This is a genomic window from Paenibacillus sp. FJAT-26967, assembly GCF_001541095.1.
Lineage (GTDB): Bacteria > Bacillota > Bacilli > Paenibacillales > NBRC-103111 > Paenibacillus_F.
Genome location: NZ_LMXH01000008.1, coordinates 69,100 through 82,164 on the forward strand (window position 1 = coordinate 69,100; position 13,065 = coordinate 82,164).

At 40.8% G+C, this 13,065-nt stretch carries 9 protein-coding genes; all 9 read left to right on the forward strand.

What is annotated here, in order from left to right; all coding sequences use genetic code 11:
• Positions 1–7: 7 nt before the first annotated feature.
• Entirely contained in the window at positions 8–1,513 is a 1,506-nt protein-coding gene (gene fliD, locus AR333_RS21640) for a flagellar filament capping protein FliD (RefSeq protein WP_068777455.1), read from the forward strand.
• Positions 1,514–1,556: 43 nt separating this feature from the next.
• Positions 1,557–1,949, forward strand: coding sequence for a flagellar export chaperone FliS (gene fliS / locus AR333_RS21645; protein WP_068777456.1), 393 nt, complete (start codon positions 1,557–1,559; stop codon positions 1,947–1,949).
• Positions 1,942–2,271, forward strand: a complete 330-nt coding sequence (locus AR333_RS21650) for a hypothetical protein (protein ID WP_068777457.1) — start codon at positions 1,942–1,944, stop codon at positions 2,269–2,271. Before fliS ends, AR333_RS21650 begins: the two co-directional genes overlap by 8 nt.
• Positions 2,272–2,289: 18 nt before the next feature.
• Positions 2,290–6,258 (forward strand): IPT/TIG domain-containing protein, encoded by a 3,969-nt coding sequence (locus tag AR333_RS21655; protein WP_084783956.1) that lies wholly within the window; start codon positions 2,290–2,292, stop codon positions 6,256–6,258.
• Positions 6,259–6,321: 63 nt separating this feature from the next.
• Complete coding sequence (locus AR333_RS21660; protein WP_068777458.1) at positions 6,322–7,422, forward strand: glycosyltransferase; 1,101 nt, start codon at positions 6,322–6,324, stop codon at positions 7,420–7,422.
• Between the two features lie 11 nt (positions 7,423–7,433).
• Positions 7,434–8,672, forward strand: coding sequence for a flagellin lysine-N-methylase (fliB, locus tag AR333_RS21665; protein ID WP_068777459.1), 1,239 nt, complete (start codon positions 7,434–7,436; stop codon positions 8,670–8,672).
• Positions 8,673–9,095: 423 nt separating this feature from the next.
• On the forward strand, positions 9,096–9,293 hold the full coding sequence (locus AR333_RS21670; RefSeq protein ID WP_068777460.1) for a cold shock domain-containing protein: 198 nt from the start codon (positions 9,096–9,098) through the stop codon (positions 9,291–9,293).
• A gap of 218 nt (positions 9,294–9,511) precedes the next feature.
• Positions 9,512–10,063 carry a ribosome-associated translation inhibitor RaiA gene (gene raiA, locus AR333_RS21675; protein WP_068777461.1) on the forward strand — a complete coding sequence of 184 codons (552 nt, stop codon included), beginning with the start codon at positions 9,512–9,514 and terminating at the stop codon, positions 10,061–10,063.
• A gap of 462 nt (positions 10,064–10,525) precedes the next feature.
• Complete coding sequence (secA, locus tag AR333_RS21680; protein ID WP_068777462.1) at positions 10,526–13,030, forward strand: preprotein translocase subunit SecA; 2,505 nt, start codon at positions 10,526–10,528, stop codon at positions 13,028–13,030.
• Positions 13,031–13,065 lie beyond the last annotated feature (35 nt).

Sequence of the window (13,065 nt, forward strand, 5' to 3'; positions counted from 1 at the left end):
GGATACAATGGCAGGCATAAGTGGGCCAACGAGGTTAACGGGATTTAGTGGACAGTTGGATACGGATAGTTTAGTCAAGAAGTTAATGGATACCGAAAGGGTCCCATTAAATACCTTGCAAAAGAAGAAACAACTAACATTATGGCAGAGGGAAGATTATCGTTCAATGAACACATCTCTACTGACTCTACGTAAAGCAATGAATGAGCTCAGATTTGAGAATAAGTTTGAAACTGTTAAATCGACATCATCAAATACAGCTGTACTGGACGTTGTATCCAGCGGCGTAAATCCTGGTGTAAGTAGTGTAAAAATAACCCAATTAGCTAACTCTGCTTCTGTAATAAGCGAGAAAGTAAATAAGTTACCAACAGAAAAATTAAACATCAATGGATCATTTACTATTGAAGGTGCTGATCCGGCTAAGTCTGTGGAAATAACAATTACTGCAGATTCCACTATTGATTCTGTTCTTAAGGATATTAATGGTGCATCAGCCAAAACGGGAGTAAAGGCTAATTTCGACAGGGCTAGTGGTGTTTTATATCTAAATTCCATAACAACGGGCGCTGGATCAAAAGTTAAAGTTACAGATGCAAATGGTACATTTGCAAATATATTTGGGGCAAATACGACACTGACTTCAGAAGGTAAAGATGCAGCATACAGTGTCAACGGCACGAATATTACTGCAACCTCAAACAGTGTAAATATTAATGGGGTTCAAGTAACACTTCGTAGTCTAGGAGAAGCTTCAATCGGGGCTGTAGTGGATCGTTCAGCTGCAGTTGACAAGATCAAAGATTTTGTAAAGCAATACAACGAATTGGTTGATAAATTTTCCGAAGCAACTACTACTAAAAAAAATCGGGGATATCAGCCGTTGACTACCGAGGAAAAAGAAGCCATGACAGAATCCCAGATAACGTTGTGGGAGAAGAAGGCTCGCCAAGGTGATCTTTATAACGATAATTTACTTAAAGATACCTTATCTTCTATGCGGTCTGCTCTAAACATGCCATTAGAGGGAATAACCAACCCCCCGGATCCAAAAAGCCAATTAAGAATGCTTTCGCAAATTGGGGTTAATGTAATGAATGATTTCCGTGAGAATGGTAAGCTTGAGATTGATGAAAAGAAGCTCGAAGAGGCTATTAATACTAGATTCGATGAAGTCAAATTGTTATTCACTAAGTCCTCAGATACACCTAATGATACTCCTGAAAATATGAAAAAACGAAAAAGTGAATTGGGCTTTGCAGATCGTTTGTATGAAACGATTAGCGCACAGTTGACTAAATTCACTAAAAAGATTGGCTCAGGATCAATAGAAGCTTTAGATGAAAGTGTGCTTGGGAAGCAACTGAAGGATTATAATACAAGAGAAACAGATCTGGAGCGTAAACTAGTAGACATCGAAAATCGTTATTATAAGAAATTCACAGCCATGGAGAAAGCACTTCAGAAATTAAACAGTCAGGGATCTTGGATTTCATCGCAGCTAGGCGGTTAATAATTGTTTATACAAACTACAACTGATGAGAGAGGTTTAACAAATGCAAAACGCTAAACAGCAGCAATATTTGAAGGTTCGTGTAGAGACGGCAAGCCCTGGAGAATTGACATTGCTGTTATATCAGGAAATGGTCAAATTATTGCTTCAAGCGAAGCAGTTGTATTCTCAGAGTCAGTATGAAGACATGAATCAGCCGCTTTACAAGGTAAAAAGCATACTTGGTGAATTGATTGTAACACTTGACATGAAATACGATATATCTCAAGATTTAAGTAATTTGTACATGTTTTACAACAATTATATTGCTGAATTTATCATCCGAAAAGATGAAAGCATGCTTAATGAGGTTCTTGATTTCGCTAGAGGAATGGTTGACACATGGAAGCAGGCTATGCTTTCACTGAAAACCAACGGGAGCCAAATTAATGCTTAGTAATCGACAGATACTTAATGAAATTTCAATAAACTATACATGCATACTCAAGTCCCCGTGTTTTGAAGTTTATGAAGAATACTCTGAAGTAATTAATAAATTGTATTCTTTACTTGAACAAAGAAGTATCACGGACGAAGATAAGTTGAAGTTGAAAGAAATTAAAAATATGCATGATGAAATTATGCAGGCCTTAGAATCAGAAAAGAAAACTCTCGAGAAACAAATTGTAGCGATAGAAAAAAAGAAAAACGCTTCAAACGTCTATAACAAACAAGCATCTTACATCAATGATGCTTTTTTTGTGGATATTAAAAACTAAATCCGAGGGGGTTGCCCTATGAAAAAAAGGATGGTAAGAACCATCAATTTGTTTTTGTCTTTACTTTTAGTGTTTACAATTTTGCCTAGTTATAGTTCAATGGCAAGTGCTGATGAGATTGTTAGAGTAACGAAAACTCTCAACCCGACTCAAATTTTGGAGGGGGGAGAATCGAATGTTACCCTTAATATACAAGGATCAGATAGTGTTAACGTTGTTAAGCCTAATGATATCATATTGATTATTGATAGATCCGGTAGTATGGATCCTAAGAATAATAATGGCGAAGATAAAATGACAAACGCCAAAAATTCTGCTACTGGATTTATAGACTTACTTGATTTTACTAAGCATCGCGTGGGTGTTGTAGACTTTGCGAGTAATGTGGGATTTAGAGATCTATCCTCTAATCCGGCAGATGTTAAAAACTATATTAATGGAATAAAGGCATCTGGCGGTACGAATACAAAACTGGCAATTGAAATGGCTCGTGAGTTATTAAGAGGTCATAGACCCGAGGCACAACCGGTTATTTTATTACTTACAGACGGAGAAGCTACTGAACCAGCCCCAGTTGATAATGCACGGAGAGCAGCTCTAGAACAAGCAAATGGGGCCAAAAGTGAAGGAATTGTTTTTTATACAATTGCTTTGTTAAAACAGAACGAGAATCCCAATACCAGTGCACCGAATTTGTTAATGAAAGATATGGCGACTACGGCTCAACATCATCACTTCGTACTCGGCTCAGTAGGATTAGCTGAGATTTACCGGGCTATTGTGGAAGAAATAGGGATGGCGAGCGCCTACGATGTTACCGTTAAGGATACAGTTGCCCCAGAATTTGAAATTGTTCCCGGATCCTATAAAGATAATATTCCACAGCCAACTGTGGTTGGAAATACATTAACATGGACTTTTAATGAATTAAAAAAGGAAACGCTTACTTTTAATTACAAGATCAGACATAAGACCGGAGAGAGAGTGGGACATCTATCGGTAGGTAACGAAGATATTGATGTCAATTTTAAGGATTATTTAGGTGCTCCACATCAATTGAAAGTGCCTAATCCATTTTTAGATGTAGCATATCCAACACCACAGATCACATCTCTTGTGGAGGATAAAGGCCTGGTTCAAGGTGGAGAAACAATAACCATACATGGAACAAATTTTAGGGCGAACCCAAAGGTGAGTTTCGGGAATACCGAAGTAAGTCCGGTACAATTTATTGATTCTAGTAAGTTGGTTGTGGTTGCTCCCCCAGGTACCCAAGGAACAGTAGATGTTAAAGTGACCAATGAGGATGGACAATATGCAACTGCTCCTTATCGTTATTTTGCTAATCCGGAGTTTCTATCTGTTACCCCAAGTCAAGGTGGCTTAACAGGGGGAAATGAGGTTGTAATTGCAGGGAAGTACTTCTTGCCTAATCCTCAAGTTAAATTTGGGCAAAATGAAGCAACCATCAAAAGCTCTACAAATACACAGATAGTTGTGACAGTACCTCCCGGCGATACAGCAGGATTTATAGATATTGAGATTATAAACACTGATAACACTAATGTTAAAGCTAATAATATATATGAATATGTAGAAGGTCCGCATCTAGAAACAGTAACACCAAACCAAGGATCGACCAAAGGCGGTGAACTTGTTTCTATTAAAGGGACTCATTTCAAAGAGGGTGCGGTTGTTAAATTTAATAATACCGTCGTAGCAACCCAATTTATAAATGAAATGGAGCTTAATGTAACAACACCACCTTGGTTCAAAGCAGAAACCGTTAAAGTTACCGTTGTTAACCCAGACAAGCAAGAGGGTTCATTAGAGAACGCATATAGTTATTTGAACCCTGCCCCTACGATAGAATCTATTACCCCGAATACAGGCTTAGTATCTGGAGGAGATCTGGTATCGATTGTGGGTAATGATTTTATGCCAGGCGCAAAGGTTTTATTTAAGGATAAAGAAATGATAAGCAGTTTTATTGATTCTAAGCATTTAAGAGTTAGGTCCCCACAGTGGAATCAAGAAGAAATAGTGGACATTGTAGTTAAGAATGAGGATGGTCAATCTGCTGTAGCTACAAATGCCTTCTCCTATAAGCTACCGCAAGGGGCTGTATTAATCTCTCTTTCTCCCAATAGTGGCCCTCTAGAAGGTGGTAATCAAGTAAGTGTTAAAGGAGCTAACATAAGCAGCAACTCATCTTTATACGTAGCGGGCGTGAAAGTACCTTTTGTTTATGTCTCAAGCGAGCTCGTTACATTTAAAGCACCAGTAACGACTAATGCAGGAAAAGTTGATGTCAAATTAGTCGACACATATAACCGGGAAAGTATTCTGCCAGAAAGTTACGAGTATATAGCGCCACTGCCACTCCCTGTTCCAGTGATATCGAATATAACACCTTCTGAGACTCTCAGAATTGGTGGAGAGTTTATTTATGTAAATGGAGATAGTTTTCAGGAAGGGGCAACTGTTTGGCTAAATGATATTAAAATAACAGCGGTATCATTTATAAATTCTAAACAATTACGCTTTAGAGCTCCTGTATGGGACAAAGAGCAATTGGTTGCTGTTAAAGTAATAAATCCAGACAATCAATATATTGTTCTATTAGATGGTTTAAGATTTAAGGACCCAGCTCCTGATCCAGCTCCAGAAATTATCTCTTTAACACCGGATTCAGGTGAAATAACAGGTGATTATTTTGTTACGATAAATGGAAAATTCTTTAAAAGTGGAGCAAAAGTATATTTTGGATCAAAGGAATTGTCGGCTTCCTATCTAAACGATACTCAACTACGTGTACGAGCTCCACAATGGAATTTAGCTGGCCCGGTAGAAGTGAAAGTAAAAAATCCAGATGGGCTTGTAGCAAGCAGCAATTTTACCTACACTCCTCCTGTTCTTGGACCCGCCCCTACAATTTCTAGTTTTAGTCCTGCTCAAGCATCAGTAGCGGGAGGGATTCTAGTCCTAATAAATGGAGAGAACTTCACTGCACAATCTAGTGTGAAATTTGGTGACAAGGTACTTATCGCTTCATTTTTATCCGATAAGCAACTACGTGTAAGAGTACCGGCATGGCCAAAAGCTGAAAAAATTAATGTTACTGTGTTGAATGCGGATGGACAAGCGGCAGTATCCAGTGCTGGCTTCGAATACATTCCAGCTCCAGCAGCCGTTATAACGAATTTAACCCCAAATCATATGCAGTTGGACCTTGGCGAACTTGTGATTATTAATGGAGAGAACTTTGAGACAGGTACCAAGATATATTTTGGGGATAAAGCGGCTACCGTTTCGTTTCTTACTGATAAACAACTCAGGGTCAGGGCACCTATCTGGAGTACGGCTGAAGTAGTTTCTATTAAAGCTGTAAATCCAGACGGACAAGTCACTACTTTGGCAAACGGGTTTACATTCGATCCGATACCTATGAAACCAGCGCCAGTCATCACTACAATCTCTCCTAATCATGCGCTTCAGTCAGGTGGAGATCTGATTTATATTAATGGTTTTAATTTTATTGATGGAGCCAAAGTATCGATTGATGGGGGGACTCCTATTGCTGCCTCATTTTTTGGCACCTCACAACTACGGTTCAGATTGCCGGCCTCTTCAAAGCTAGGCCCAGTTGAAGTCAGAGTTATTAACCCTGACGGGCAATTTGCAATAGTGGCAAATGGGTTTATATTTGACCCGATACCTATGAAGCCCGCACCAACTATTTCTACCATTTCTCCAAATAATGCAGTAAATACAGGTGGAGATTTGATTTATATAAATGGTTCTAATTTTGTCGAAGGGGCAAAGGTTTCAATAGATGGCGGTGGGCTAATTACGGCTTCATTTATAAGTAGTTCACAACTACGGTTCAGATTGCCTGTATCTTCAAAAACTGGACCTGTTGATATTAAAGTTATCAATCCAGATGGACAAACGGTTACACTTGTTGGTGGGTTCACTTACCGGTAAGTATTAAAACGGGTGCCTGTTACAGGCACCTTTTTTCATAATTTTTCGACAAGGAGTAATTTAATGAAACAACCTGTATCTGCTTGTATTATGACTAGAAATGAACAGGATAATATCGGGATATGCATTGATTCTATAAAGCCGTATGTGAAAGAAATTGTGGTTCTCGACACGGGTTCAGATGATAATACTGTCGATATTGCTCTAGCTAAAGGGGCAGTTGTTAACAAAACGGTTTGGCGCAATGATTTTTCAATGATCAGAAATGAATTAGTAAAATTAGCTACACAGCCGATTATTATAATGATTGATGCAGATGAGGTACTTATTCCAAACCAAGATAGGGCTTTCGAAAACACCTGCAAACGATTACTTGAGGATAATGGTTTAGTTGGAAAAATAGGCATTCTAAATGAAACCGATGATAATGGGGTTATAAGCGCGAATATTTCCAGGATTTTTAGTAAAAATAGTGGGATATTTTATAAAGGTATAATCCATGAGCAAATAGATTGTTCCCATAAGAAATTAAATTTCTTCCAGACAGATCTTGTCATGAGGCATAGTGGCTATTTGAAAAATAAAATAATGGCTAACAAAAAGTATGATCGAAATTTGACTTTGTTGTTTAAAGAATTGGACAAAAACAATAAAGATTCTTATATACATTTTCAAATAGGCAGAACTTATTCAGTAGCGGGGGTGAATGATAAGGCACTGTTTCATTTAAGTAAAGCATATACATTTTCGAATAGGGAACAGGCATTTCACAGTACACTTGTTCAAACATATGGCTGGGTTCTTTTAAAAAACAAGAAATTTACGGAATTATTTGAAGTTTTACAGGTAGGAATCGAACAATACCCTGATTATACAGATCTATATTTCCTTTATGGCTGCACTCTTGTGGAACTAGGGTCAGCAAAATTCGCTCATTTGATTCCTGATATATTCCTTACTTGCATTGAGCTTGGGGAACCGGATCCTCGAAAGTACGAGTCTGTGCTAGGCGTAGGTAGCTACAAAGCAAGATATAATTTGGGATTGTACTATGAATTAACGGGTCAGGTCGATAAAGCATTGATTGAGTATAGAATTAGCTCGGAAGCCAGTTTCACCCCAGCTATTGAGCGGCTAAATAAAATATCTGTTGATAGGAAATGAGGGACCCCAAAATGAAGCAGAATACTTTAATGCCGGAGTATATGAAAAACTTCAAGTGTATAGGAGGAGAGTGCGAAGATACCTGTTGTGCTGGTTGGACTGTATCTATCGATAGAAAAACATATAAGAATTATCAGAAGGTAAAAGATCCGGTATTGCGTGATAAGCTAAGCAGCGGACTTAGAAGGAATAAAAATAACGCTAACCGTAGTGATCGCTATTATGCAAGTTTTATTTTAACCGAAAAGAACTGTTGTTCCATGCTTACAGAAGATAAATGGTGTGCTATTCAGATGAAATTAGGGGAGAAGGCACTGTCTAATACATGCAATACGTATCCAAGAAATCTGAATAAATATGACCAAAATTACGAATTGTCGGGCAAGGTATCTTGTCCAGAGATTGCCCGTTTAGTATTGCTCCAACCGCAAGGGATTGAATTTGAAGAAGCGGAGTGTGAACTTGAATCCAATTGGCCCGTAGTAAAAACCGGTGGGATTCAAGTGCAAAACAATTACACGCAATATTTTTGGCCAATAAGAATGCTAGCCATTGAAATCATTCAGAGGCGTACCATGTTGCTAGGAGATCGAATGGTATTGCTCGGTTTATTTATTGATGCCTTACAGAATGACATAGAACGAAATTATGGATTATCCATTTCTGATATTATCGATTCTTTTCGATCTAAATTGCATAGTCCTGAGTATACTGATTCGATTGCCGAATTAAGAGTAAACCTCGATTTGAAGCTACAGGCGCTATTTGAACTTATAAAATCAAGATTAGATTATGGAATATCTATGGATAGGTACCAGGTTACTTATAAGGAAATGATGGAAGGTTTGAATCAAGACAGTGAGGTATTTGATCTAGATAAGTTCAGACTTAATTATGAGGAAAACTTTAAAGTTTATTATTCATCTTATATGGATGAAAAAGAGTACATTTTAGAAAACTACTTAGTTAACAATTTATTTGGTTCATTATTTCCCAACTTGTCAGAAAAAGAAATTTCATTGTTCGATGAATATGCGCTCTTATCAGTTATTTATGGGATGCTTAAGATACATCTTGTTGGAGTATCAGGTAAACATAAGGGGTTAAGTGATGAAATTGTTATTAGAACAATTCAAGCGTATGCCAAAACAATTGAACATAACAATTCGTATATTAACTCCATTCTAGTAGAATTAAAACGAAATAATTATGATACTCTTGCTCATATTTCATTACTAGTTAAAGATTAAGGTGATATTCAGTGGATTGGATTTAGGGTGAGTTTGAATGACGCAAAGATCTTATATAGGTTATTCGGGAGCAGACCTATCTCTACTTGACAAAGAGGGTGACGTGATAGAAACGACCTTGAAATAGCTATCGGATTTCGAATTTTATCCATTTGTACTTCTAGAATTCTAATAATATACACATATCTAACCTGTGGATAATGTGCATAACTCTGTTGATAACTCTGTGAATAAGTAGAAAAACCTCGCTTTGGACAAGGGTTTTAGGACTTAATGCCTATGCTGTCAAATCTGTGAATACCTAAATTTTCAAAATATTTGGGATTATTCCGTCATGAGATTGACACATTTATTTGGCGGGTGATATATTCAAAAGGTAAGTAAAGGCTTACATTTATTTGAAGATAGAAGGGAATGTGTTCGATGCAAGGTAAAGTGAAATGGTTTAATGCAGAAAAAGGATATGGTTTCATTGAGCGTGAAGACGGCGGAGACGTATTCGTACATTTCTCTGCGATTCAGACAGATGGATTCAAGACATTAGATGAAGGTCAAGAGGTCGAGTTTGACATTGTAGAAGGCGCTCGCGGACCACAGGCTGCTAACGTGAACAAGCTCTAATCACGCAAGGAACTTTTGCAATCATTCGGCCGTTGGCCGGTTCATAGTACAAGGCAATGACGTGTGAACCAACACCCTGGAGAACTCCAGGGTGTTTTTTTGCATGATGATTCAGAGTTCACAAATATGCTTAAGTATCGTCAAGGATTTGTAAACAACATATTTTGAATATTCAAATTAATTGAGGTATAATAGAGACATGAAGGGAGGAGTTTTATATGAAATTCACCGTTCGAGGAGATCATCTCGAGATAACAGCTGCCCTCAGAGAGTATGTGGAGAAGAAGCTGAGCAGGCTGGAGAAGTACTTTGAAGCCCCCCTCAACTCGGAAGGTGCCGTAACATTAAGTGTTACTAAAGGCATCCATACAGTAGAAGTGACGATCCCGCTCCAAGGCGTCCTGCTGCGTGCCGAGAATAAAGATGAAGATATGTATGCAGCCATTGATTTGGTGGTCGACAAGTTGGAACGCCAAATCCGCAAACACAAAACGAAAATGAACCGTAAAATCCGCCTGGAAGGCAACAAGCGAGACCTGTCTAAGCAACTCGAAAGCCAAGTAATGACGTTGGACGAGGAAGAGGAGGATTACGAACTGGTCCGGACGAAGCGTTTTACGCTGAAGCCGATGGACATTGAAGAGGCAATCCTGCAGATGAACATGGTCGGTCATAATTTCTTTGTTTTTTCCAATATGGATACCGAGAAAGTGAATGTAGTGTATAAAAGGGATGATGGAAAATACGGTTTAATCGAACCGGCTATCTGATGGAGCTCAATGAGCGCTCATGTAGAGTAACCCATTAATTCCAGCATCACTATATAGGGCAATGATAATTTTATACTTACGTAGAAAAAAGCGAGCTTGATCCCCAGGGATCAAGCTCTTTCATGTTCTAGGGGGACAAGCCGACACAAGTCGACACATACAAGCCCGGGAGGGTTCTTGGTACGGTTAACACACCTATAATGATCGTCCGGGAGTCCAAATAAAATTTTTCTGCCCCCTTTCGGTAAAATTTCACCAGCTTTGGAAATGAAACTCTTCCTTGCCGTTCGGTTCAAGTGCAACATCCCAGCGAGTTTTGCGTATGTAGAAGAGTGGGTTTGCTCCAGATATGCCTATCTGATACACTGAAATGTTCCCGTTAAGAATGCCCAGTTTTGTTGCGGCATGACGTGCAAACTGATACAATTTAAGGATACTGAGTGTAGGGAAAGGGGTTCACCGATGCTAGGACTGGTCAAAAAAATGTTTGGTGATTCCAATGAACGTGAAATTAAGCGATATCAGAAAACAGTTCAGGTGATAAATGGACTCGAGCCGGAGATTTCGGCGCTGTCGGATGAACAATTGAAAGGCAAGACCGTCGAATTCCGGGAGCGGTTGGATAAGGGCGAGGATCTTGACGATCTTCTGCCGGAAGCTTTTGCCGTTGTGCGTGAAGCGTCCAAGCGTGTTCTAGGCAAACGTCATTACGATGTTCAGCTGATCGGGGGCATGGTGCTTCACGAAGGCAAGATTGCCGAGATGAGAACAGGGGAAGGTAAGACGCTCGTCGGCACGCTGCCTGTATATTTGAACGCACTGGCGGGTAAAGGCGTTCATGTCGTTACCGTCAATGATTATCTGGCACAGCGCGATAGCGCGGAGATGGGTCAGATCTATTCTTTCATGGGCATGACGGTCGGTGTTAACCTGAATGACCTGTCCCACGAAGAAAAGCAGCAGGCATACGCATGCGACGTTACGTACGGAACTAATAATGAGTATGGCTTCGACTATCTGCGTGACAATATGGTGTTGTACAAAGAGCAGATGGTACAGCGTCCGCTTTCTTTTGCTGTCATTGATGAAGTAGACTCCATTCTTGTCGATGAGGCGAGAACGCCGCTTATTATTTCGGGACAAGCCGCTAAATCGACGGACATGTATTATGCCGCTGACCGTTTTGTGAGCAAGCTTAAAGAGGAAGAAGACTACTCGATCGACATCAAGGTGCGTTCTGTTGCACTGACGGAGCAAGGTGTAGAGAAGGCGGAGAAAGCATTCGGTGTCGAGAACCTGTTCGATCACCAGAATGTAACGCTCAATCACCATGTGACGCAAGCACTCAAGGCCAAAGCTATCATGCGCCGCGATGTGGATTATGTAGTGCAGGATGATGAAGTCGTCATCGTCGATGAATTTACGGGCCGTCTGATGACAGGCCGCCGCTATAGCGATGGTCTTCATCAGGCTATCGAAGCGAAAGAGCAGCTTCAGGTTCAGAATGAAAGCATGACGCTTGCGACCATTACCTTCCAGAACTACTTCCGGATGTACCGTAAGCTGTCCGGTATGACAGGTACGGCTAAGACGGAGGAAGAAGAGTTTAAGAAAATCTACGGCCTCGATGTAGTCGTCGTGCCGACTAACCGTCCGATGATCCGTCAAGATATGGCAGATGTTGTCTACAAGACGGAGATGGGCAAATTCAAGGCCGTCGTGGAAGAGATTGTGCAACGTTATAAAAACAAGCAGCCGGTTCTGGTCGGTACGATTTCGATTGAGAATTCGGAGCTGCTGTCGGATATGCTGAAGAAAAAAGGCGTCCAGCACAAAGTGCTTAACGCGAAATATCATGCCGAAGAAGCGGAAATCGTATCCCGTGCCGGACAAGCCGGAGCGGTTACGATCGCGACTAACATGGCCGGCCGTGGTACGGATATCGTGCTGGGCGGCGAAGTTCACGACCTCGGAGGCTTGCATATCATCGGTACGGAGCGTCACGAGAGCCGCCGGATCGATAACCAGCTGCGTGGTCGTGCAGGACGTCAAGGCGACCCGGGCTCCTCGCAATTCTACTTGTCGCTTGGCGACGAACTGATGAAGCGCTTCGGAGCAGAGAACATCATGTCGATGATGGACCGGCTGGGCATGGAAGAAGACCAGCCGATCGAGAGCAAACTCATTACGCGTGCAATCGAATCCGCTCAGAAGCGGGTTGAGGGCAACAACTTCGATATGCGTAAAGTCGTCCTTCAATATGATGACGTTATGAATCAGCAGCGCGAGATTATCTACAAGCAGCGCCGCGAGGTCCTGGAATCGGAGAACATTCGTGAGATTGTAGAGACGATGCTCCGCTCCAGCATTGAACGTATTGTAAATGCACATTGCTCCGAGGCTCAAATTCCGGAGGAGTGGGATCTTCAGGCGGTTGCCGATTATGTGAATAACAACTTCCTGCAAGAAGACGCTATTACCGATAAAGACCTGTGGGGCAAGGAAATAGACGAAATCATTGAATTTATCGATGCTAAAGTAAAAGAAAAGTATGATCAGCGTGAAGAAGAAATCGGATCTGAATTTATTCGGGAATTCGAGAAGGTTGTAGTTCTGCGCGCGGTTGATTCCAAATGGATGGATCACATCGATGCGATGGATCAGCTTCGCCAAGGTATCCACCTTCGTGCGTACGGCGGTACCGATCCGCTTCGTGAGTATCAGTTCGAGGGCTTCGAAATGTTCCACGAGATGGTAGACAGCATCCAGGAAGAAGTGGCGACCTACATCATGAAGGCTCATGTAGAGAGCAACCTGGAGCGTCAAGCCGTAGCGGAAGGCCAGGCAGTCGATCCTAAAGTGGAAGCAGCCGGGAAGAAGCCGATCGTGAAAGAAGATCAGATCGGCCGTAACGATCCTTGCCCATGCGGCAGCGGCAAGAAGTTTAAGCAGTGCCACGGCTCGTAGTATCTTCTCGCTGCACTTACCGCAAGAATAAGGTT